At 60.7% G+C, this 21,289-nt stretch carries 23 protein-coding genes; 2 read left to right on the plus strand and 21 right to left on the minus strand.

Translation table 11 applies throughout. From position 1 onward, the window contains the following. Window positions 1–3: 3 nt before the first annotated feature. The 14 genes from FJ972_RS28910 to ccoN all read right to left on the minus strand — a co-directional run bounded on the left by FJ972_RS28910 (window position 4) and on the right by ccoN (window position 13,465). A complete protein-coding gene (locus FJ972_RS28910) occupies window positions 4–714 on the minus strand; it encodes a c-type cytochrome (protein ID WP_140522820.1) in 711 nt (236 codons plus the stop codon). Window positions 715–1,022: 308 nt separating this feature from the next. Further along, window positions 1,023–1,364, minus strand: coding sequence for a DUF982 domain-containing protein (locus FJ972_RS28915; RefSeq protein WP_140522818.1), 342 nt, complete (start codon window positions 1,362–1,364; stop codon window positions 1,023–1,025). A gap of 177 nt (window positions 1,365–1,541) precedes the next feature. Further along, window positions 1,542–1,799 (minus strand): hypothetical protein, encoded by a 258-nt coding sequence (locus FJ972_RS28920; RefSeq protein ID WP_181165394.1) that lies wholly within the window; start codon window positions 1,797–1,799, stop codon window positions 1,542–1,544. A gap of 122 nt (window positions 1,800–1,921) precedes the next feature. After that, window positions 1,922–2,299, minus strand: coding sequence for a hypothetical protein (locus FJ972_RS28925; protein ID WP_140522814.1), 378 nt, complete (start codon window positions 2,297–2,299; stop codon window positions 1,922–1,924). A gap of 885 nt (window positions 2,300–3,184) precedes the next feature. Continuing rightward, window positions 3,185–4,054, minus strand: coding sequence for an SUMF1/EgtB/PvdO family nonheme iron enzyme (locus FJ972_RS28930; protein WP_140522812.1), 870 nt, complete (start codon window positions 4,052–4,054; stop codon window positions 3,185–3,187). Between the two features lie 53 nt (window positions 4,055–4,107). Next, the gene (nirK, locus tag FJ972_RS28935; protein ID WP_140522810.1) at window positions 4,108–5,214 is read right to left on the minus strand and encodes a copper-containing nitrite reductase; all 1,107 of its coding nucleotides are present in this window, start codon (window positions 5,212–5,214) and stop codon (window positions 4,108–4,110) included. A gap of 207 nt (window positions 5,215–5,421) precedes the next feature. Further along, window positions 5,422–5,577 carry a cbb3-type cytochrome oxidase assembly protein CcoS gene (gene ccoS, locus FJ972_RS28940; RefSeq protein WP_140522808.1) on the minus strand — a complete coding sequence of 52 codons (156 nt, stop codon included), beginning with the start codon at window positions 5,575–5,577 and terminating at the stop codon, window positions 5,422–5,424. Next, entirely contained in the window at window positions 5,577–7,862 is a 2,286-nt protein-coding gene (locus FJ972_RS28945; RefSeq protein ID WP_140522806.1) for a cation-translocating P-type ATPase, read from the minus strand. Before FJ972_RS28945 ends, ccoS begins: the two co-directional genes overlap by 1 nt. After that, the gene (locus FJ972_RS28950; protein ID WP_140522804.1) at window positions 7,837–8,355 is read right to left on the minus strand and encodes a FixH family protein; all 519 of its coding nucleotides are present in this window, start codon (window positions 8,353–8,355) and stop codon (window positions 7,837–7,839) included. Before FJ972_RS28950 ends, FJ972_RS28945 begins: the two co-directional genes overlap by 26 nt. Then, on the minus strand, window positions 8,352–9,911 hold the full coding sequence (gene ccoG / locus FJ972_RS28955) for a cytochrome c oxidase accessory protein CcoG (RefSeq protein ID WP_140522802.1): 1,560 nt from the start codon (window positions 9,909–9,911) through the stop codon (window positions 8,352–8,354). Before ccoG ends, FJ972_RS28950 begins: the two co-directional genes overlap by 4 nt. Window positions 9,912–10,084: 173 nt before the next feature. Further along, the gene (ccoP, locus tag FJ972_RS28960; RefSeq protein ID WP_140522800.1) at window positions 10,085–10,948 is read right to left on the minus strand and encodes a cytochrome-c oxidase, cbb3-type subunit III; all 864 of its coding nucleotides are present in this window, start codon (window positions 10,946–10,948) and stop codon (window positions 10,085–10,087) included. A 2-nt stretch (window positions 10,949–10,950) separates the two neighbouring features. Beyond that, the gene (locus tag FJ972_RS28965) at window positions 10,951–11,100 is read right to left on the minus strand and encodes a cbb3-type cytochrome c oxidase subunit 3 (RefSeq protein WP_140522798.1); all 150 of its coding nucleotides are present in this window, start codon (window positions 11,098–11,100) and stop codon (window positions 10,951–10,953) included. An 11-nt stretch (window positions 11,101–11,111) separates the two neighbouring features. Next, complete coding sequence (gene ccoO, locus FJ972_RS28970) at window positions 11,112–11,843, minus strand: cytochrome-c oxidase, cbb3-type subunit II (RefSeq protein WP_140522795.1); 732 nt, start codon at window positions 11,841–11,843, stop codon at window positions 11,112–11,114. 11 nt (window positions 11,844–11,854) lie between these two features. Then, complete coding sequence (ccoN, locus tag FJ972_RS28975; protein ID WP_140522793.1) at window positions 11,855–13,465, minus strand: cytochrome-c oxidase, cbb3-type subunit I; 1,611 nt, start codon at window positions 13,463–13,465, stop codon at window positions 11,855–11,857. 231 nt (window positions 13,466–13,696) lie between these two features. Between ccoN and FJ972_RS28980 the strand changes: the two genes are divergently transcribed. Then, window positions 13,697–14,107 (plus strand): hemerythrin domain-containing protein, encoded by a 411-nt coding sequence (locus FJ972_RS28980; RefSeq protein WP_140523385.1) that lies wholly within the window; start codon window positions 13,697–13,699, stop codon window positions 14,105–14,107. 2 nt (window positions 14,108–14,109) lie between these two features. Here the strand turns inward: FJ972_RS28980 and FJ972_RS28985 are convergent, their stop codons facing one another. After that, window positions 14,110–14,838, minus strand: a complete 729-nt coding sequence (locus tag FJ972_RS28985) for a Crp/Fnr family transcriptional regulator (protein ID WP_140522791.1) — start codon at window positions 14,836–14,838, stop codon at window positions 14,110–14,112. Window positions 14,839–14,998: 160 nt separating this feature from the next. Here FJ972_RS28985 and hemN point away from each other — a divergent pair, with 160 nt between their 5' ends. After that, the gene (gene hemN / locus FJ972_RS28990; RefSeq protein ID WP_140522789.1) at window positions 14,999–16,348 is read left to right on the plus strand and encodes an oxygen-independent coproporphyrinogen III oxidase; all 1,350 of its coding nucleotides are present in this window, start codon (window positions 14,999–15,001) and stop codon (window positions 16,346–16,348) included. Between the two features lie 46 nt (window positions 16,349–16,394). Here the strand turns inward: hemN and FJ972_RS28995 are convergent, their stop codons facing one another. The 6 genes from FJ972_RS28995 to FJ972_RS29020 all read right to left on the minus strand — a co-directional run bounded on the left by FJ972_RS28995 (window position 16,395) and on the right by FJ972_RS29020 (window position 21,286). Next, window positions 16,395–16,754 (minus strand): DUF779 domain-containing protein, encoded by a 360-nt coding sequence (locus FJ972_RS28995; protein WP_140522787.1) that lies wholly within the window; start codon window positions 16,752–16,754, stop codon window positions 16,395–16,397. 41 nt (window positions 16,755–16,795) lie between these two features. Beyond that, a complete protein-coding gene (gene adh / locus FJ972_RS29000) occupies window positions 16,796–18,313 on the minus strand; it encodes an aldehyde dehydrogenase (RefSeq protein ID WP_140522785.1) in 1,518 nt (505 codons plus the stop codon). Between the two features lie 142 nt (window positions 18,314–18,455). After that, entirely contained in the window at window positions 18,456–19,424 is a 969-nt protein-coding gene (locus FJ972_RS29005; RefSeq protein ID WP_140522783.1) for a GAF domain-containing protein, read from the minus strand. Between the two features lie 47 nt (window positions 19,425–19,471). Next, window positions 19,472–19,756, minus strand: a complete 285-nt coding sequence (locus tag FJ972_RS29010; RefSeq protein WP_264297145.1) for a hypothetical protein — start codon at window positions 19,754–19,756, stop codon at window positions 19,472–19,474. A gap of 470 nt (window positions 19,757–20,226) precedes the next feature. Next, entirely contained in the window at window positions 20,227–20,766 is a 540-nt protein-coding gene (locus FJ972_RS29015) for a hypothetical protein (RefSeq protein ID WP_140522781.1), read from the minus strand. 10 nt (window positions 20,767–20,776) lie between these two features. Beyond that, window positions 20,777–21,286 (minus strand): hypothetical protein, encoded by a 510-nt coding sequence (locus FJ972_RS29020; RefSeq protein WP_140522779.1) that lies wholly within the window; start codon window positions 21,284–21,286, stop codon window positions 20,777–20,779. Window positions 21,287–21,289 lie beyond the last annotated feature (3 nt).

Genomic DNA, 21,289 nt, shown 5'->3' on the forward strand with positions numbered 1-21,289 from the left:
CTCTCAGTTCGGCTGGCTTCCACAATCGAAGGGCAATGTGAAGGTGCCTTTCGGGGCTGGCGCGGCATTCGGCGGGGCCGGCAGGGAAGACAGCCACGCCGCCACGGATCTCACATCATCTTCCGTAAGGTGCCCTGCCACGACTTGCATGCAATCAGGAGCAGTCGCCGTCCGGGTCCCGTAGCGCCAGGCGCCGAGCTGAGCGCTTACATAGGCTGGGCGCAGACCAAGAAGGCCGGGAATTGCAGGCTCCATGCCCGTAAGCGAAGGGCCGTGACAGCTCGCGCACGCAGGTATGGAGCGCGCTGAGTCACCATGTGTCACCAGTTCCTTGCCATGCATCAAAGCGTCTTGCGAGACGTCGGGGGGCGCGGCAACAGGCAAGGCCGGCCGTTGGTCGGCAAAATAGTCCGCCATCTTCTTGAGATAGGACTGCGGCAGGAATTCGAGCAAGTAGTTCATCGGCGGATAATGGCGCCGTCCCGCTCTGAACGCGAGCAACTGATTATAGAGATATCCGGATGGCTTGCCCGCCAGTCGCGGGAAATAGACGTCGCTGGTGCCCTTGCCTTTGTCGCCATGACAAATGGTGCAGGCCTGCACGCGAGCTTCCATTGTGTCTGGAGCGTTGTTTGGCGGATTGTCTTGCGAAAGTGCGGAGACGGAGGTGAGCAACAGAGACGCAACAACAGCGAGCGGAATTGGGTTGCTCATACCTAAGCTCCATCGGCCTGGCTGAGACCATAACCAAGACAGCAAGGATATGGAACCCCCGCAGCGGCAACTCGCTTGTTTTCACAGACATGAGCTGATGGGCCACGGAAATTGCCGCAAACGGGTCGAGGAGCGCGTTGGAGAGGACGAGACGAAGCAGATGGAGCTTGAGCCGGAAAGGTAGCCTGAACCGCAGTGTTTGGCAGAAACGCGGGGTCGGAAACGGGCGGGGCAGCTTGGGGTTTCTCCAGGCGATTTCTGGGGCATCGACGCGTATTGTCAGCCAGACCGAAGGATCCTAGCTCATACTAACCCGCTTGAACCGGCAACTCCATGCGGAACCATTCTGCGCCGTACAGGTTGCTTTTGCAGAGTGTTCGATTCCCCGAGGATGCAGCCGCTTGAGGCCCGTTGTCCGTCCCTCCGGCAGCGGGCCTTCCTTGCTCAGTCAGCCCCCTAATGGGGCACCTCGGAATTTCCCCTCCTCGATAGCAGCCAGCTTGAAGCACTCTCGAGCCTTCCTGAGGTGTCGCTTGGCCAGCCAGAGCGGCCCAGCAAGCGCGCACCGCTTGTTTCCACTTAGGGCCACGCTTACTCCACTGAAGGAGATGCTCGGCGGCAGCCTCTACGCTGCTGACCATGTACGTCATGCCTGACGGGTTGCCGCTGACGGGACCGGTGGGGTGAACCAGTGGGTGGCCATCAAGGTGGCCATCAGCTGACGCTCCGATAGGAGAGCCTGCGTTTGAGTTCAGAGGCGTTCAGGAGCATCACGAGGTCCGTCGCGTAAGGTGACCTCAAGGCCGACCGCTGGGTGACCCTCGGGTTCAGCGGGTTTCCCGGTCTTTTGGTCGACCACCGTCCACCCCTTGGGGTCTCTTTTCCGTTCGTACCTTGGGGCCATGAGACCATTCGCTGTATTTCCGTCTCAGTTCTTCGAGCAGGGACCGATGCTCCTGGGGGAGATCGTGGTCTATCCGCAGCCCCAGCAACTGGCGAAGGTGGCGGCGGAACGCCTCTGTCTTGATCCACCGGCGAACAAGGTGGGCTATGGCCTGCTGCCGGGCTTTGTCGAGTTCTGCCATGGTCGGTCTGCACGAGTAGTTCAGCACCGAACTCCGGGTGCCCTGGATGGTTCCCAAGGCCAGAAAGCGCCCGAGAGCCCTGAGCTTCGTCATTCAGGCTAAACTGACGCCGGCAGGGACAACTACTTGCTGATGATCCAATCCACCAAGCCAACTTCGACCGGCACGCACCCGACGTATTCGAGTACCAGGCTCTTAGCCAGATCGCGCCATTGACACTCGGGCGCGTTCGTTCCCGAGACCAAATCTCGGAACACAGCGCGGAGAATATCGGCATCGAACGCTGAGATGGTAAGGGGAGCCGGGTCTGCATCTTCCCAAGGTCGGACGGTGTCATCGTTCTGGGACTGGTGAAGCCGTCTCAGAAGGTCGTGTGATGCCGTGGTTACGCTTCGGGTATGATTAATATCGCGCCGAAATGCGGCTCTTTCAGCAAAGGAGCGATGCCGCAGCAGGAAGGTGGCTTCGATGGCCGCGCGCGATGTCTGTATGCGCTGCAAGCATGGGGCTTCCTCCCCCTCGAAAGGATTTATTTACTCCCTGTTGAACGGACCCCACAAAGCAAATCAACACCCGAACCAAAGCGGCCGGGAATGTTTGAGCGCGAAGGATCAATCAAGCGTTGCCAAGCGTTCGCTTGCGATCAACCGCGTTCAAGACGGCCACCAAATCCTCGGCAAATTTCGGGACGCTTATGTGGTTCCTTACTCATGGAGGTCGAAGAGGACGAGCTTTTCACCTATTGACGCAAGGTGAACCACCCTCGTTCATCGGCGGAAGGATCGTTCCGAGTTTCACGCGCAACTGGCTCGTCCGCCAAGACACGACCGGCTGCCGACACAATTTGCCCAACTCGACATCGTGGCAATAGTCATCTCGGCCGTCGCGCTGGGCACGTGGTCGACCGCTCATGACGACAGCGCCTCAGGACTGTTTATGGCCGTGGCCGCTATCCGCCAGGCGTGGCGACCGTGGGCTGCGCTGGTCCTCCATCTTGCATGGGCCTCGTGCCGGTTGAAGTTGCCTTCATTTCGGCGCCGATCTTCTTTCCTGCCATGGTGCCGACCGCTGCCGGGCTATGCGCGCTCGGAACGGGTGCGGTGGGCGCTTTGACACCTGCTCTGATGACCAGCGCTCGGGCACACTGGGCGAGAGTTCAAAGCTGGAAATGGCGCCTTTGTTCATCTTCGTAGCCGTCCTTCTTGCGGGATCACTGGGAATTCTGATCGCCTTCGTCCCCAACTGGAGCGGCGGGTGCTGGCCGGATGGCGGCTTTTGCCGGCTTTATCCTGATCTATCGAACAGCATAGATGAGGCCAAAGACACCGTGAGCCCGGAGCAGCAATCGACCGACGAAACCAGAACGCAGCACTTGCTCCTGACTGTCAGGTAATGCCGAGATAGCTAAGGAAACGGTTGGCCCATCCACGATGCCCTCGCACCAGTCTGAATCCCAGATTGTCGGGGGGCAAGCCGACGGCGCAGCCTCCGCTTTTTCCGTCACTTACGAAATTCGACATATAGGCTCTGTGAAGGCCTTCAAGGACATGGACGCCACAATTGTCGACCGCGCTCACAACCCCGCTTCCGTCTTCGGCCAGCGTCGTGCGGACATAACAGGTCGAAGTCCACTCCCACACGTTGCCGGAAAAGTCGGCCAAGCCACGCGAATTCACACCAAAGGAACCCCGGCTCCTGGGCAACGGGTCCGGTTTGCGATTGAGGTCAAGCTCTGCCTGGTAGCTGGTGAGCCAACGCCTGGCAGGGTTGTTGGCATCGTTTTCGACACCTTCGAATTCGCCTGCAAACCGCTCAGCTGCCGCAAATGCCCATTCCTCGTCGGTGGGCAGCCGCCATTGGTCACCTGTTGCTTCTGAATACCACCGGGCGTAGGCAACGGCGTCGAGATAGCTCACTGTCGTTGCGGGTGCGTCATGCGGGATTGAGCGGGTCTCCTCCGCCGGCCGACAGGCCCCAGCCGACACGCAATCCGTATAGTCGGCTGCGCTGACCTGATAAGTCATGATCTCAAGCGGACCGTTGAGTTGCTGCTCGACCTTGGGATTGGTTTGCGGTCGTCCGTTCTTCAGGAACTCGCCGGGCATCGGATAGGTGATCGAACCGGGGAACAGGCTAACCGTTGTGGCAATGGCGTGGGGCTGTCGCTGGCCATCGGCGGCCTGTATCGAGAGTCCTACCGCTACCGCTGCGGCCACCACGGCCATTGGCACGAGCTTCAGGATGAAAGCCGACATAGTTCTTGTCCAAGCCCGGACAGGATCACTGTCCGGGCAAATGCGAGGGCCGTTCAGTTCATGGCGACGGGTTTGGGCGCTTCCACCTGCGTCATGAGGTCGTCGTTCCAATCGCCCTCGACCTTGAAGTGAGCGGTCGCTCCGAGCTCCACGGCCTCGATCAGATTGTGATTGACGTAGGCGTAGACGCCCGGCTGCAGGAAGGTGTAGAGCGCCGAGCCCGCGGAACCACCACGAATGAACCAGGTTTCCAGATCCTTGGCCGGCGGGTTGGCGAATTTACCCTGTTCCCAGACGTAATCGCCATGGCCGCCGATCAGATGCGGCCGCGTATCGCGGTTGGCCTGTGAGTGGACGATCAGCACGGTTTCGCCGACCTTCGACTTCATGGCGTTGTCGCCGGTGAGCGATCCGACCTTGCCGTTGAACACCACATGCGTGGGAATGAGCCCGCGCATCACCTTGACGGTGTCATCGTAGGCGTCGCCGGCGGATTCGTAGCTCTTGAAGTTGCCCTTCTCGTCGCGCGGGATATAGAAGTCACTCTCGCCCACGTAGAAGATCTTGTCGTACTTGACCGGTTCGCCCTTGTCGTTCCTCAAGCCGTCGCGCGGCAGCACCATGACCGCGCCGTTCATCCCAGACACGACATGCCAGGGGATCATCGCGCCGCCAGGGGCGCAGTGATAGATAAACGTTCCCGTCCGCGTCGCCTTGAAGCGCAGGGTCACCTGTTCGCCGGGGTTGATCAGCGTGAGCTCGCCGCCACCCAGAGCGCCGGTTGCGGCGTGGAAGTCGATGTTGTGGGCAAGCGAATTGGTTTCAGGATTGATGAGCGTCAGCTCGAGGTAGTCGTCCTGGTGCACGACCATCAGCGGGCCGGGGATCGAGCCGTTGTAGGTCATCGCGTTGAGCTTTGTGCCGTCGGCATCAATGACGATCGGCTTTTCTTCGATTGTCATGGTGAACTCGACGATCTTCGGTCCGCCCTTGGCAATCTGGTCATGCGAATGCACAAAAGGCGGCGCAACGAGCATGATCTTTTCGCGGGGCAGCCCCCGCACCTCTGCCTTTGTAACCGTTGCCGACAATGCGGGCAGCGCCGCAACGGCGGCAGCGCCAAACGCTGCTCCGAAGAGGGCTTCGCGTCGCGTAATCATGTCAATCTCCTGTCTCTCGACCATTGTGGATGAGGAGAAACTACCTGACCTGACCTAGCGTTTCTTTGCGTTGGCGCAAATTGGTGATGTTAATCGCGGAAACAACAGCTCGGAACGCAGCGATCTTATGTGTCACTATTTGAAGTGGAGAATTTTGGCGTCGCCGTTTTCTGCAAGGATGCGCCGTCACGGGCCACTTCTTGAATATCAGCGGCCGCTTTTATCTTCCGTATCGATCAGAATCCGTTCGGCGGCTCCGTCGAGATCTTCGTACTGGCCAGTTTTCAAAGCCCACAGGAAGCCCCCCAGGCCAAGCGCTCCAAGAAACAGCGCGACAGGTATGAGGTAGGTCAGTGTGGTCATTACGGTCCGACCCGTTCGTTGGAGTTGGACAGCCTATCGTGGCGAATATCGCTGGCCGGTGAGATTGGTTTCGACGATCGCAGTCGCAGCGCATTGCCGATGACAAGCAGCGATGAGGCGGACATGGCGATCGCCGCTATCAAGGGCGTAACGTGGCCAAGGATGGCGATCGGTACCGCGACCGCATTATAGACGATCGCGATGGCGATGTTTTGCCGGATCAGGCTTCCTGCCTTCCGCGAGATGTCCAGCGCGAGAGGCACGGCCAGAAGACTTTCGCGCAGGAAAACGAAATCCGCTGCATTCCGGCCGATATCGGCGGCGCTGGCCGGTGCGATCGAGACATGGGCCGCGCTCAGCGCCGGCGTATCGTTGAGCCCGTCGCCAACCATCAGAACCTTGTGCCCATCTCTCGCCAGACTCTCGATGCGTTCGACCTTGCCGGACGGCAGCAGGCAGGGAACGAAGTTATCGACACCCAGCACGTCCGCAACCTCGGCGCAGGCTTTAGCGGTATCGCCCGACAGCATTTCCACCGATACCCCGGCATCGTCCAACCGTTGGACGGCCGCTCTGGCGTGGGCGCGCAGCGCATCCTCGAAAACGAAGGATGCGGCAATCATGCCATTTTTCGTCAGCACCGTTCCGCCGTAGCCGTATTTGCCTTCGCCGCCAGTGCGAGCCTTCCAGCCGGCCCATCCGCGTCGACCCAAACGCCAGATGGTTCCGGCGTCGGTGGCTTCGATCCCGAAACCTGGTTGCTCGGTCACCGCATCGAATTTGTGCTGCCGGCTCGAAATGGCAAAGCCGGCTATGGCCTTTGAAAATGGATGACGGGAATGTGCGGCCAAGTCGGCTGCGATCGCCAGCATGCCTGGATCGATCGACGAAGCGTTGACCAGCCGGGGCCGGCCAAGGGTCAACGTGCCGGTCTTGTCGAACACCGTCGTGTCGATTGTCGCCAGGCGTTCCATGGCCGAACCATCCTTGACCATGATGCCGTTCTCGAACAGGCGTCGTGCTGCGACCACCTGAACGATCGGCACGGCGAGGCCGAGCGCGCATGGACATGTGATGATGAGAACCGCGATGGCGATCGTCACGGCCCGGTGCCAGTCGCCGGTCCCCGCCATCCAGCCCAGGAATGTCAAGAAGGCGGTGAGATGAACCACCGGGGCGTAGAGCGCCGAGACGCGATCGGCGACGCGGCGATAGCGCGCGCGACCGCCCTCGGCGGCCTCCATCAGCCGGACCATTTCCGCCAGGAACGAATCCTTTGCGGCGGCTGTCGCCTGAATCATCAGCGGGCCGGTAAGATTGAGCACGCCGGCCTGTACTGCTTCGCCCGGCGCCACGTTTTTCGGCGTGCTTTCGCCCGAGGCCAGCGAGCAGTCGAAATCCGACGTTCCCTGGATGATCTTGCCGTCGACGGGGATCCTCTCGCCGGCTGCGATCAACAATCGCATGCCTGGTTCGATCTCGCCGACCGGCAAATAGTCGCGCGCGCCGTCGCCGCGCAGCACCATGGCGCCACGCGCGGCCAGCTGAGACAGGCCTTTCACGGCAGTCCGGGCACGCTCCCGCATCACATGATCCAGCGTGCGTCCGATCAAAAGGAAGAACAGCAGCGATACCGACGCGTCGAAATAGGCGTGGTCGCCATGATTGACCGTCTCATAGAGGCTCATGGCGTAGGCGAGCGAAACACCGACCGCGATGGGCACGTCCATGTTCATGCGACCATGGCGCAGAGCATTCCAGGCCGAACGGAAGAAGATGCCGCCGGCAAAGGCGAGGGCAGGAATGGCGATCAACGCCGAGACCCAGTGAAACAGGTCGCGGGTAGCACCTTCGGCGCCGGACCAGACCGAAACCGAAAGCAGCATGATGTTGCCCGCCGCAAAGCCGGCAACAGCGACTGCGCGGATCAGTTCGGCAAGCGTCTTGTCCTTGTCGTCGATCTCGGGTGCGAACAGATGCGCCTCGTAGCCCAGCCTGCCAAGCGCGGCGACGAAGGGTGGCACCTCGTCTCCACGCCACCGGACCGCGACCCGTTTCGTCGACAGGTTGACGCGCGCGCTTTCGACGTGATCGAGCCTTCCAAGTGCCGCTTCGATCGTCTGGATGCAGGCGGCGCAATGAACCGTCGGCACTGAAAGGTCGGTCTGCCGAAGATCGTCGCCAAGCGATCGGCTCGCCAACCTGATCTCCTGGCTGGATGGCAGGACCGATGTGGCGCCGTTCAGATCTAGCGCCATTTCAGCGCCCGGTGCACAGCAGCTCACTGCAGCCTCCATGAGAAATCATGATCCTGCGGACGTCGCGATAGGGTCGTGCCTGGCCGGCATCGGCGTCGACTTCGACGATCCAGACACCGTCCTTCGGCATATGCTGCGCTGCGAATTCCTGGCCGGAGGCAAGCGCGAGCGTGACGGACTCGTCCTCTTTCTCGTAGGCGGGATGACGAAACAGCACCTTGACGCCGTGCAGAGGAACCGGCTTGCCGGCTGCGTCGGAGAGGCCGTAGCGGACTTCGCCCCATGCGATGGTCAGCTTGCCGGTCCAACCGAGCGCTGCTTGGGCGCGGCCGGCCTCGGCCTCCTTGTTGAATTGCTGGCTGGCCACATAGGTGTTTTCGACGACGAGGCCGGTCCAACTCGTATTGGCGAGCGTGGCCATGGTCAGGTTGACCGCGATGACCACCCCGAAAAAGGTGAGAATGATGGCCAGCATGTGCCTGCCGGTGAATTCGCGAGGCTTTTGGGCATTGGCGGTCATTTGGCGGCCTCTGGCGCGTTGAATGTGGCGGTGTACTCGTTCGACTCGAAGCTCGCCTTGTCCTCGACACGGAGCTTGAAGGTCTGGGCCGGGGCGTGGATCTGGTCCGCCGGCTGGCGAACGAAGACCTTCAACGTTTTCAGGCGGTCGGGTTCGACCGGGACGGCGAAAGACCGGCCGGCCGGGATGTCGTCGCCGACGACGACCATGTCGGCACCCTCCAGGCCCTGCATGGTGACGGCGATGGTCCTTGGCTCAGGGATCATGTTGAGCAGCTTGACGGTATAGCCGTTGCGGATGGAACCATCGGATAGCGTGACGAATTGCGGATTGCGGTCATGCAGCACGTTCAGCTCAAGCCGATTGCGCGTCAGCAGCGAATAGAGCAGGCCCAGCCCGATCAGCGACCACAGGCCCATGTAGACGTAGGTGCGCGGCCGGAAGATCTTGCGAATGTGAAAATGCGCCACCTGATCGGAGAAGGTGCCGACGGCAGTCCTGACCAGCGACGGATTGATTGAACTGGAGCCGCCTGCGGTCGCCAGCATCATGTTGGCGTTGTAGTCGGAGAGCGTCGCGTAGGAGATCAGCCCGCGCTCCTTGCCGAGCTTGTCCATGACGCCGTCACAGGCGTCGATACACAGCGCGCAGGTAATGCATTCGAGCTGCTGGCCGTCGCGAATGTCGATCCCCATTGGGCATACCGCAACGCAGGCATTGCAGTCGACGCAGTCGCCGACGGACTGCCCTGCGGCTTGCACCTTCTTGGCGTGACGCGAGCGCGGTTCGCCGCGCCAGTCATTGTAGGTGACGGTGAGCGAATTCTCGTCGAGCATGGCTGCCTGGATGCGCGGCCATGGGCACATATAGGTGCAGACCTGTTCGCGCATCAGGCCGCCGAACGTGTAGGTGGTCGCCGTCAACACGGCGATGGTGATGTAGGCGACAGGCGCGGCGGTACCGGTGAAAAGCTCGCCCACAAGTGTCGGTGCATCAGCGAAATAGAAAATCCAGGCGCCGCCGGTCGCCGCACCGATGACCAGCCAGACGGCGTGCTTCGATACGCGCAGCATCAGCTTGCGGGCGGTCCAGGGACCATCGTCAAGTTTCATGCGGGCGTTGCGGTCCCCCTCGATCGCACGTTCGATGACAAGGAACAGATCGACCCATACGGTCTGCGGACATGCATAGCCGCACCAGGCACGGCCGACAGTCGAGGTAATCAGGAAAAGTCCAACGCCGGCCATGACAAGAAGGCCGGCCACATAGTAGAATTCCTGGGGCCATATCTCGACAAAGAAAAAGTAAAAGCGCCGATTGGCGAGATCGAGCAGCACGGCCTGGTCCGGGGCAAATGGACCGCGGTCCCAACGCAGCCACGGCGTCAGGTAGTAGATGCCAAGCGTGATCGCCATCACCAGCCATTTGAAGCGGCGAAAGTTGCCTGAGGCGCGCTTTGGGAAAATTTTCTTGCGCGCAGCGTAAAGGGGCTGACGGGTCTTGGCGGAATTGACCGCCTCGGCTTCCAGCCGTTCTATCTGCGTCTTGTCCAGCACGAGTATCTCCACTTGCGCGCAGACCGTGACTTTGAGTGCGCTGGACAACCTTGCCGCGGCATGGACAGACCCGCGTTGATGCAGGTCAATCGAGGAATGCCGAAAAAATTGAGGCCCGGACTGGCCGGGCCGCGTCGCTCAGGCGGCGAAGGGCAGGAAAGAGGGCCCCCGACCTATTCCCCGCCGCCGAGCGAATGGATGTAGACCGCCAACTCCTTGACCTTGGTCTCGCCGAGACGCGCGCCCCACGCTGGCATCACGCCCTGCTTCGGTGCGCGAACCTGGTCGGCGATTGCCGTTTCGCCCGACCCGTAGAGCCAGATCGCGTCGGTCAGGTCGGGCGCGCCGAGCTCCCTGTTGCCTTTCGCATTGTCGCCGTGACAAGCGACGCAGTTTTCGGCGAAGACCTTGGCGCCGAGTTGAATAAGAGTTGCATCGCGGACCTTGCCGGACAGGCTGGCGACGTAGGCGCTGACCTGGGAGATCTGGTCGGCGGTGATGATGTCGCCGAAGGCCGGCATTTCCGACAGGCGCGTGTCCGGATCTGAAGCGAAGCGGATGCCGTGCGTGATCGTCTGCTGGATCTGCTCGGCCTTGCCGCCCCACAGCCAGTCGTCGTCGTTGAGGTTGGGAAAGCCCTTGGAACCCTGGGCGCCGGAGCCGTGGCACTGCGTGCAGTTAACCTTGAATGCGGCGCCGCCGGCCGCGACCGCGAATTCCCGCAAGACATCGTCCGCGGCGATTTCGGAGATGCTTTTCGACTCCACCGCCGCGACGTACTTGCCCTTCGCTGCTTCCGCCGCCGCCAGCTCGTTCTTGACGTCATTGCGGCTCGAATAGCCGAGAACACCCGTTGTCGCCGAGTGCAGCAGCGGCCATGCCGGATAGGCGATGGTGTAGCCGATCGCCCACACGATGGTGACGTAGAACGTTGTGACCCACCAGCGCGGAAGCGGGTTGTTCAGCTCCCTGATGCCGTCCCATTCGTGACCGGTGGTTGAGACGCCAGAGATTTCATCGATGTGCTCGTCGCTCATGATCACTCGTCCTCAAGGGGAATCCGGGCAGCTTCGTCGGCCAGCTTGCGGCTGCCAGGGCGCAGGGCAAAGACAATTGCTCCGACAAAGAAGAGTGCCATGGCGACCAGACCCCAGCTGTCAGCAAACTCCCGCATCAAATTGTAATCCATGGATAAACTCCTCAACGGTAGCCGGCGGCTTCGTCGTAGTTCTTGAAGTCGACCAAGGTCCCGAGCATCTGGAGATAGGCAACCAGGGCATCCATTTCGGTCACCTCCTGCGGATTGCCGTCGAGGTCACCGACCTTGGCTTTGGGATAGCGCTTCTCGAGGCCGGACGTGTCGGCATTCGGGTCGGCCTGCGCCTTCAAATCGGCATTGGCGTTGGCGATCATGTCGTCCGAGTAAGGGACACCAACGCGCGCGTTCGCAACCAGGTGCGTCGAGAAGTTCTTCACCTCGATCTGCGCGTCCTTCAGGAAGGCATAGCTCGGCATGACCGATTCCGGGACGACCGAGCGGGGGTCGGCAAGGTGCGCGACGTGCCAGGCATTCGAATAGCGGTCACCGACGCGGGCGAGATCCGGCCCGGTGCGTTTGGATCCCCACTGGAAGGGGTGGTCGTACATCGACTCCGCAGCCAGGCTGTAGTGGCCGTAGCGCTCGACTTCGTCGCGGAACGGCCTGATCATCTGGCTGTGGCAGAGGTAGCAGCCTTCGCGCACATAGATGTTGCGCCCGACAAGTTCGAGCGGCGAGTAGGGGCGCATGCCTTCCACCTTCTCGATCGTGTTGTCGAGATAGAAGAGCGGTGCGATTTCAACGATGCCGCCGATTGTCACAACAAGAAGGGAGCCCACAAGAAGAAGCGTGGCGTTCTTCTCGATTAGTGCATGTCTATCCATCAAGCCCATGTTCTGGCTCCTTATTCGGCAGGCTGAAGGGCGGGAACGGAGCCAGGCATCGGTTGCTCCTCGCGCTGGTGGCCGAGGATGGTCATGGCGATGTTCCAGGCCATGACCAGGGCGCCCGAGAGGTACATGGCGCCACCGATGGCGCGCATGACGTAGTAGGGGTGCATGGCTGCGACCGTTTCGGCGAAGGAGTAGACCAGGAAGCCCTGCTCGTCGTATTCGCGCCACATCAGGCCCTGCATGATGCCGGACACCCACATGACCGCGGCGTAGACGACGATCCCCAGGGTCGCCAGCCAGAAGTGCCAGGTAACCAGCCGCAGTGAATAGAGCCGGTTACGGTTCCAGAGCTTCGGCACCATGTAGTAGATCGCGCCGAACGAGATCATGCCGACCCAGCCGAGCGCACCGGAGTGCACGTGACCAATGGTCCAGTCGGTATAATGCGATAGCGAGTTGACCGCCTTGATCGACATCATCGGGCCTTCGAAGGTCGACATGCCGTAGAAGGCGATGGCCATCACCATCATACGGATGATCGGGTCGGTGCGCAGCTTGTCCCAGGCGCCGGACAGCGTCATCAGACCATTGATCATGCCGCCCCAGGACGGCATCCACAGCATGATCGAGAACACCATGCCGAGCGTCTGCGCCCAGTCGGGCAGGGCGGTGTAGTGCAGGTGATGCGGCCCGGCCCAGATGTAGAGAAAGATGATCGCCCAGAAATGGATGATCGAAAGCCGGTAGGAATAGACTGGCCGGTTCGCCTGCTTGGGCACGAAATAATACATCATGCCGAGGAAGCCGGCGGTGAGAAAGAAGCCGACCGCGTTGTGGCCGTACCACCATTGCGTCAGCGCATCCTGGACCCCCGAAAAGGCGGAGTAACTCTTGGAACCGAGCAAAGAGGCCGGCATCGAAAGGTTGTTGACCACATGCAGCATCGCGATGGTCACGATGAAGGACAGGTAGAACCAGTTGGCGACGTAGATGTGCGGTTCCTTACGCTTCAGGATCGTGCCAAGGAACAGGATGAGGTAAGCGACCCAGACGATAGTCAGCCAGATGTCCACGTACCATTCGGGTTCGGCGTATTCGCGGCTCTCGGTGATGCCGAGCAAGTAGCCTGTCGCGGCCATTACGATGAAAAGCTGGTAGCCCCAAAAGACGAACCATGCGAGATCGCCGCCAAACAGGCGGGCGCGGCAAGTGCGTTGCACGACGTACAATGAGGTGCACAGCAGCGCATTACCGCCGAAGGCGAAGACGACCCCGGAAGTGTGCAGCGGCCGCAAGCGGCCGAAATTGAACCAAGGCTGAATGTTGAGATCGGGGTAGGCCAGCTGCAGCGCGATAACCACGCCGACCAGCATGCCAACCACGCCCCAGAACATTGTGGCGATGGCCCCGTAGCGGATCGGACCGTCCATGTAGGCGGAAGGGTCGATCGGTGCGGTCACTTCGAAGCTTGAGTTGCGAATGAGGATGGCGACAAAACCGAGCAGCACGAAGAACAGCACCCACATGTGCTGCCGGAATGGCTGGTCCACGCCGAAGCCGGCGGCCACCAAAGCCGCGAATGTAAAAAGGCTCAACGCGAAGATTTGTGTGCCGAACTTCATGACATATCCCCGACCTCGGATTCCCTGCGCGGGCGCCAATCCGCGGCAACACCAATTCCGCAGCCGGCACGTCGCCGCCTTGATCCATGTCAAAGTCATTTGCATTTGGAGTGGGCAGGCTTGGTCCTGCGAACGATCAGGAGATTGCCGTTGAACTCGCAGACAGCAGGGGGACCATTTCCGCCGCATGCAGCCGGCAAAAATTCGATACCGACAGCGTTTGCTGCGGTGATGAAACGTGCACACCTAGAAAAACTGCAGCTCTGCGACGTCTTGGAAAGGATCGCGGACACGTTGCCCAAGGTCGACACGTTGGCGTGCCTGAGCGTAGCCAACGCAATCGTTCCGCTGTTGCGCGACAGTCATCGATACGAAGAGACGGTCATCTTTCCCGCCTACGAGGCCGCGTTGGCCAGCAGTGATGCCGACCTTGGTTCAGCAAGGCGATTGAGCGCCGAGCATATCGAGGACGAGTGCTTTGCCGGTGAGGTGACCGAAATGTTGCTGGCGATCGGCCACGGCAAGACGATCGACAACGCCGAGGCGGTTGGGTTCATGCTGCGCGGTTTCTTCGAAAGCCTGCGCCGGCATATCGCCTTCGAGCGCGAGCATGTCCTGCCGATGATCGGGTTTGTCGATTGAGCCTAGGCGCCGGAGCGGCTCTGCAGCCGATTCAAGCTATCGACACTAACATGCCGATTGTTCTCGATGCGGATCACGCCATCTGATCGCAGCCGGCTCAGCTGACGGCTGACAGTCTCGATCGTCAGGCCGAGGAAATCGGCGATGTCGGCGCGGGTCAAAGGCAGGTCGAAACGTGTCGACTGGGCGGTCGGATCAAGCGTGGGGTCGATGTTCTTGGCGATCATGAGAAGGAAGCTCGCCACCTTTTCCGAAGCACTCTTGCGGCCCAGCATCACCATCCAGTCGCGGGCATCATCGAGTTCGTTCAGCGTCTGCTTGAAGAGACGATGCTCCAGTCCCGGCGATTGCTTCATCATCCGTTCGATGACGGCCCTTGGAAACGAGCACAGGGAGACCGCGGTTGCGGCTTCGGCGTTGATCGCGCTTTCCACCTTGAAGGGCCGGCCCAGAAAATCGGGAGCAAATTGAAGCCCGACAATCTGCTGGCGTCCGTCCGAAAGGCTCTTCGTCAGCTTGACCACGCCGGAAAGCACATTCGCGTAACTGTCGATGGCCTCGGCATCACCGATCAATTCCACGCCCGCTTCAACGGTATGCTTCGATGAGGTCTTGGCGAGGCCCACCAGTTGGTCCGGATCGAGCGCGCCGCAAACGCCATGATGCCGCGCTTCGCATGACTGGCAAAGCACGGGAATGCCGGCGCTATGTACATCCTGACGCACTGTCATCGTGGTCGTCCGCGAACCCAAAGTACTGGCAGGATATAGTATCGGCCCGAGAAATCCGTTGCGGCAGTTTGTCCGCGGCGAGATATCATTGACCGAGATCAAGGCTGCCATTGTCCGATGTGAGCAGGATCGTGCAATACACATCGGAGCAGATATCGAGATGCGGCCAGAATTAATTGCCAGGCTTGGTGAAAACGTGCCGCGTTATACGAGCTACCCGACGGCGCCGCATTTTCATCCGGGCGTCGATGCCGCCGTTTGTCGCGACTGGCTGAAGGCGCTCAACAAGGGCGACGAGATCTCGCTCTATCTGCACATCCCTTATTGCGACAAGCTTTGCTGGTTCTGTGCGTGCCACACCAAGCAGACACGCCATTACGAACCGGTCACCAAATATCTGAGATCACTGCATGCGGAGATCGCCACCGTCTCAAGTCTCGCCGGAGGCAAGGGCCGGGTACGTGCCGTCCATTTCGGTGGCGGCTCACCGACGATGCTCAAACCACAGGACATGGTCGCGCTGGGAGCCGTTCTGCGCAACTGCTTCTCATTTCTTCCCGGCGCCAAGATCAGCGTCGAAATCGAACCCAACGATATGGACGAAGCCCGCCTCGACGCACTTGCCGAAATCGGCATGACGAGGGCGAGCCTCGGGGTCCAGGATTTCGATCCGAAGGTGCAGAAGGCCATCAATCGCGAACAGACCTTCTTGCAGACCAAGACAGTCGTCGACGGCGTTCGGTCACGCGGCGTCGAGTCGGTCAACCTGGACCTGCTTTACGGCTTGCCGCACCAGACCAGGGAGAGTGTCTTGTCCACTGTCATGCAGGCGCTGACGCTCGAACCCGATCGGATCGCCCTTTTTGGCTATGCCCATGTGCCATGGTTCAAGAAACATCAGACAATGATCGACGAGGCCTGGTTGCCAGGCCCGGAGGAGCGGTTCGCTCAATCGCAACTGGCAGCTCGCGCCATACTCGACCAGGGATACGAAGCAATCGGGCTCGACCATTTCGCCAAACCGGGCGATGCGCTGGCGCTTGCTGCGCACGCGGGGATGTTGCGTCGTAACTTTCAGGGCTACACCGAGGATCGCTGCGAAACCTTGATCGGCCTCGGCCCGTCATCCATCAGCCAATTCCGGCAAGGCTATGTACAGAACATGCCTTCGACCGCCGAGTATGGCCGCATGGTGGATGACGGTGGGTTGGCTGCGGTCCGCGGAATTGCTTTGTCCGACGACGACCGCGCTCGCGGGTGGATCATCGAGCGGCTGATGTGCGATTCCGGCTTTTCAGCGATCGACCTGGTCGAGCGCTTTGGCGAAGCTGGCCAAAGGCTTCTCGGCAGAGCGAGTTCCACCGCCCTTCTTGACCCTGCCCGGTTGCTTGAACTTGACGGTGACCGCTTCGTCGTGCCGTTGGAAAGCCGCCCCTTTGTCAGAAGCGTCGCGGCGAAGTTCGACAAGTATTTCGAAACCGGCAAGGCGAGGCATTCCGTGGCGGTCTGAACATCGGCTGCGGTCAGAAATGCTCGCCCAAATCGTATGGAAAGGCCTACATCCCGATCTGGACAGCGCAGATCGTCGACCGCGTCAGGAACCGCTTCTCCCTTCCGTTGTCCAGCGAGAACATGCCGCCTCGGCTTGGCACCACGTCGATAATGAGATCGTTATGCTTCCAGGCCTCGAATTGCGATGCGCCGATGTAGAACGGCGCATCACCGATATGGCCGAGCAAGACATCGCGATCGCCGACGATCAATTCGTCCAGCGGATAGCACATCGGCGAAGAGCCGTCGCAGCAGCCGCCGGATTGATGGAACAGCACTGGACCGTGCTCGGCAACGATCTCCGCGATCAGTTCAAGCGCTGCCGGCGTTGCCGTGACCTGGTATGCATTAGGTTTTCGATCCAGCTTGGGGCGCGGTCCCCTGCGGAGCCGCGCCCTTGAGCCGATCAGAAGAAGCCAAGCTTCTTCGGGCTGTAGCTGACCAGCATATTCTTCGTCTGCTGGTAGTGGTCGAGCATCATCTTGTGGGTCTCTCGGCCGATGCCGGACTGCTTATACCCGCCGAAGGCCGCATGCGCGGGATAGGCATGGTAGCAGTTGGTCCAGACGCGGCCAGCCTGGATCGCGCGGCCGAAGCGATAGGCACGGTTGGCGTCGCGTGTCCAGACACCGGCACCGAGGCCGTAGAGCGTATCGTTGGCTATGCTGAGCGCTTCGTCGTCGTCCTTGAAGGTCGTGACCGATACCACCGGCCCAAAAATCTCCTCCTGGAAGATGCGCATCTTGTTGTGACCCTTGAACACCGTAGGCTGGACGTAGTAGCCGCCGGCCAGATCGCCGGGCAGAAGACTGCGCGCTCCACCGGTCAGCAACTCGGCTCCTTCCTGGCGGCCGATATCGATATAGGACAGGATCTTTTCCATCTGCTCGGACGAAGCCTGGGCGCCGATCATCGTTGCCGGATCGAGCGGATCACCCTGCACGATCGCCTCGACGCGCTTGAGGGCGCGTTCCATGAACCTGTCGTAGATCGATTCCTGGATGAGCGCGCGGCTCGGGCAGGTGCACACCTCGCCCTGGTTCAGCGCGAACATGACGAAGCCTTCGACCGCCTTGTCGAAGAAATCGTCGTCTTCGGCGACGACATCCTTGAAGAAAATGTTGGGTGACTTGCCGCCGAGCTCGAGCGTCACCGGGATCAGGTTTTGGCTGGCATACTGCATGATCAGCCGGCCCGTCGTTGTCTCGCCGGTAAAGGCGATCTTGGCAATGCGCGGCGACGAAGCCAGCGGCTTGCCGGCCTCGAGGCCAAAGCCGTTGACGATGTTGAGCACACCCGGCGGCAAAAGATCGCCGATGAGATCGGCCCAGAGCAGGATGGCAGCCGGGGTCTGCTCGGCAGGTTTCAGGACGACGCAATTGCCGGCCGCCAACGCGGGAGCAAGTTTCCAGCATGCCATCAGCAACGGGAAGTTCCACGGGATGATCTGGCCGACCACGCCGAGCGGCTCATGGAAATGATAGGCGACAGTGTCGTCGTCGATCTGCGAAAGGCTGCCTTCCTGGCCACGCACCGCGCCGGCGAAATAGCGGAAATGGTCGATGGCCAAAGGCAGGTCGGCCGCGGTCGTTTCGCGGATCGGCTTGCCGTTGTCCCACGTTTCGGCGCATGCGAGGAGATCGAGGTTTTCCTCCATGCGATCGGCGATGCGGTTGAGGATAAGGGAGCGCTCGGCCACGCTGGTGCGCGCCCAGGCGTCCTTGGCGGCATGGGCGGCGTCCAGGGCCGCCTCGATGTCCTGGCCGTCCGAGCGCGCTACCTCGCATAGCAGCTGGCCATTCACCGGCGAGAAGTTCTCGAAATAGCGGCCAGAGCGGGGCTCGGCCCGTTTGCCACCGATGAAATTGCCATAGCGCTTGTCGAAGGGCGCCTTGACCGAGCGTGAGAATTCAACCTTGTTCATGCGTCTTCCTCCCAAAGCTGACGTCGCGGGATGCGACGCTTCGAAAGACACTTGCGATTTTCGGCGGTGCTTGTCACCGCGCCGGTCACGCTGGTCGGGTAGGATGTGTCGCAGAATTGCGACAGTTATGAGAGCTTGGGCGTCAGTGTGACCGGCGGACATCCAGACGGTTGAGCTTGCGGTGAAGCGTCGCCCGGCTGATCCCAAGCGCCTGAGCTGCGGCTGAGACGTTCCCGTCAGCGCGCGCGAGCGCACGCTGGAGGGCTCCACGCTCTGCCTCAGCGAGAACTTTAGGGCCGATCTCAGCCCAGCCGAGCAGATCGGCGGCAGGCATTGGTTTGTCGAAACACTGCTGTGTGATGCCAAGCGCCAGGCGGGCCGAACGGGTCGCGCCGACCACGAGATCGTCCGCGTCAACGGCGATCAGCGCGCCAGAGCCTTTGTTGGTCACCGGCGCCAGCAGAATTCGCGCCTTCGGGAATGCCATCTTGAAGTTCTCAATCTCGATCCGGTGCACCGCGTCGACCACAGCCATCGAGATGAGATTGACAAAGGCTTCGGTCAGATCAGCCCGGCAGGACGACACGTCAAGCACGGCTACAAGATTCCCCTCATGATCGTGGATCGGAGCGGTGGTGCAACTGAGCAGCGTATTGCGCGTATGGAAATGCTGGTCGCGGTGAATTGTCAGCGGGCGTCGCTCAACCAGACAGGTGCCGATCCCGTTGGTGCCCTGCCTTTCCTCATTCCAGACGGAGCCAGTCCACAAACCCCAGGAATAAAACGTCTCGTCGTCCACGAGCGCGCCGCGCCGTTCGACAGGCACGCCGTCGCGATCGGCGAGCAGGACACAGCATCCCACGCCGCCTACTGCGAGATAGAGACGGTCGAGACTCGCTTGGGCAGCGCAAATGAGAGGTTCGATTCGTTGCCGGGCCTGTCCCAGTTCGGCCTCCGTCAGATAATGTGGAGGCCTGCAATCGGCTGGTTCGAGTCGATGCAAATTGGAAGACCGTCGCCAGGAGGCAACCAGGGCGGATTTCGCCGCAGCGTCCGACGCAATCGCCGCCTGGATGCGGTCGGCATGATGACCGAATAGATCTTCTCCCATGCTTATCCTCCCAACTCTGATGTCTTTCCTCCCGGTCTGCGGTTCGATCAGGTCATAGTCAATTCGTCCAAAGAAGCAGAAAGGCAGATCTCTCCCTCCTGCTGATCGTCGGCCAAATCATGGCTGACCCGATCGTAAGAGCGTACCAACAGAATGCCCGTACAGTATTGATCGGGAGCAAACCTGAGCACCAACTGGTCAGAAATGCTCGCCCGCCTTGGACGGTCCGATGCGGTGCCGGCTGCGATGAGACAGGCGGTCGACCAGCCGATGAGCAAGAACCCGTTAACGCATTCGAGTGCCGCCAGGACACGCCACGCAAGGGCAGGCACTATGTCGCCGTAGCCAACAGTCGAGAAGGTGATGGTGGAAAAAGTACAATGCAGTTTCAAAGTCGGCGAAGATGTTGAGCATCCGGTACAACCCCGCCCAAAGCCAGATCTTTGCCGTCATGACGGCAAAGAGACCCATCACCACGCGTCATCGCGACGATGCGGCTGCGGCGCCCGTGCATGCGAAAACGGGACACAAGGCACCCCCCACCGGGTGTGTGACCTCGATGAGGCCAAAGATATGAATCAGTACCGTCAGGCTGATCACGATGGTACCGATAAGGAGATTGAGAGCCACAGGCGAGTCTCTACCATTCGAGCTCACGACCAGACGTCGTGCGAGATCAAATCTGTAACGGGCATGCAGTGTCGTTGCCCCTCCCGAAGCCGCCCTGACTGATGCTCTGGAATTGCCGCCCCTTTGTCTCGGCCCAAGTGAGGTGAAGAGCGTTGAGGCGCCAAAACCAAACTCAATGTTGAATTACCTCGGCCCAAAGCTTCTTGGCGAAGCCGCGCTCGTCGAGTGCCCAAGTATCACCCGTGACCACAGCTTTGCCGTCCTGGCATTTGTAGGAATAGACGGTATCGTGGCCGCTCGCCGCGGCCGGCACGAAGTCTTCATTCGGGTTCGCCTTGCAGAATTCGTCAGCGCCAGGATTGTCGCGTGAGGCGTTCATCTTGGTGCAGGGCAGATTGGCGCCCACGAAGCAGGCCAGCAGCTTGCCATTCATGCAGCGATAGTGAACCTGGGTTTCGAGTTCCGGTTCCTCCGGCACGATCTTGGCATCTGGAAACAGCTTTTTGAACGCCCTGACCGTGCCGGCGTAAAGCGCGTGCGAATAGGGGAGGACCTCGTCGTCGTTCTTCACTTGGCGGCAGAGCTTGTAGAGATCCTTCGCCGGCGCCGCCATAGCGCTGCCGGTGGCGATGGCGAGCAACGCTAATGCCGACAGCGTAAAGAACCCCAGAGTTGAAAAACGCAAAAGAGATGTAAGGCGCAAAGCAGACATTTTGATATCCTCAGGAGAACACGCAGGGTTTGGCGTCGGGGCCGCAGATCAGGCGCCTGGCGAACTGGATGACAGCGGCGCGCAGACGGATGGTCACCAGCCAGTAGCCGGCACCGTATCCAGCGGCCATCATCAGCGGTAGTGCCAGCGCGAAGGCACTAGCCGGACGGGGTGCTGTGGATGCGGGGCCGATATAGACCGCCATCGTGACGAAGGCGCCGACGACATAGAGCCAGATCGATCGGGACCCGACCAGCCGGCGCACGATCTCAATGCCGACGGCGAAGACCAACATCAGATACGTGATGCCCAAAGTGTCGAGCAGGGCATCCGTCAGGAAGGACTGGTGGCCGATCCAGGTGTTCGCCACAAACCCAGCACCTAATGAGAAGAGACGCATCAGCCCGGCGACAGGAAAGCCGACCGCGTAAGGCACCGTGAGCATGGCCAGGTAGAAGAAGGCGATCGTGGCGACTATGTCAAAGGCGATCTTGAGCAAGGTTTTCAGGGCCGGGCGCATCTC

The sequence above is a fragment of the Mesorhizobium sp. B2-1-1 genome (genome assembly GCF_006442975.2).
In the GTDB taxonomy this organism is placed as follows: Bacteria; Pseudomonadota; Alphaproteobacteria; order Rhizobiales; family Rhizobiaceae; genus Mesorhizobium.

What these genes read in the sequence shown, in the direction of transcription:
- FJ972_RS28910 (WP_140522820.1), bottom strand. Translation starts at nt 714, where the DNA reads ATGAGCAACCCAATTCCGCTCGCTGTTGTTGCGTCTCTGTTGCTCACC.
- FJ972_RS28915 (WP_140522818.1), bottom strand. Translation starts at nt 1,364, where the DNA reads ATGACGTACATGGTCAGCAGCGTAGAGGCTGCCGCCGAGCATCTCCTT.
- FJ972_RS28920 (WP_181165394.1), bottom strand. Translation starts at nt 1,799, where the DNA reads ATGGCAGAACTCGACAAAGCCCGGCAGCAGGCCATAGCCCACCTTGTT.
- FJ972_RS28930 (WP_140522812.1), bottom strand. Translation starts at nt 4,054, where the DNA reads ATGTCGGCTTTCATCCTGAAGCTCGTGCCAATGGCCGTGGTGGCCGCA.
- nirK (WP_140522810.1), bottom strand. Translation starts at nt 5,214, where the DNA reads ATGATTACGCGACGCGAAGCCCTCTTCGGAGCAGCGTTTGGCGCTGCC.
- ccoS (WP_140522808.1), bottom strand. Translation starts at nt 5,577, where the DNA reads ATGACCACACTGACCTACCTCATACCTGTCGCGCTGTTTCTTGGAGCG.
- FJ972_RS28950 (WP_140522804.1), bottom strand. Translation starts at nt 8,355, where the DNA reads ATGACCGCCAATGCCCAAAAGCCTCGCGAATTCACCGGCAGGCACATG.
- ccoP (WP_140522800.1), bottom strand. Translation starts at nt 10,948, where the DNA reads ATGAGCGACGAGCACATCGATGAAATCTCTGGCGTCTCAACCACCGGT.
- FJ972_RS28965 (WP_140522798.1), bottom strand. Translation starts at nt 11,100, where the DNA reads ATGGATTACAATTTGATGCGGGAGTTTGCTGACAGCTGGGGTCTGGTC.
- ccoO (WP_140522795.1), bottom strand. Translation starts at nt 11,843, where the DNA reads ATGGGCTTGATGGATAGACATGCACTAATCGAGAAGAACGCCACGCTT.
- ccoN (WP_140522793.1), bottom strand. Translation starts at nt 13,465, where the DNA reads ATGAAGTTCGGCACACAAATCTTCGCGTTGAGCCTTTTTACATTCGCG.
- FJ972_RS28980 (WP_140523385.1), top strand. Translation starts at nt 13,697, where the DNA reads ATGAAACGTGCACACCTAGAAAAACTGCAGCTCTGCGACGTCTTGGAA.
- FJ972_RS28985 (WP_140522791.1), bottom strand. Translation starts at nt 14,838, where the DNA reads ATGACAGTGCGTCAGGATGTACATAGCGCCGGCATTCCCGTGCTTTGC.
- hemN (WP_140522789.1), top strand. Translation starts at nt 14,999, where the DNA reads ATGCGGCCAGAATTAATTGCCAGGCTTGGTGAAAACGTGCCGCGTTAT.
- adh (WP_140522785.1), bottom strand. Translation starts at nt 18,313, where the DNA reads ATGAACAAGGTTGAATTCTCACGCTCGGTCAAGGCGCCCTTCGACAAG.
- FJ972_RS29005 (WP_140522783.1), bottom strand. Translation starts at nt 19,424, where the DNA reads ATGGGAGAAGATCTATTCGGTCATCATGCCGACCGCATCCAGGCGGCG.
- FJ972_RS29015 (WP_140522781.1), bottom strand. Translation starts at nt 20,766, where the DNA reads ATGTCTGCTTTGCGCCTTACATCTCTTTTGCGTTTTTCAACTCTGGGG.
- FJ972_RS29020 (WP_140522779.1), bottom strand. Translation starts at nt 21,286, where the DNA reads ATGCGCCCGGCCCTGAAAACCTTGCTCAAGATCGCCTTTGACATAGTC.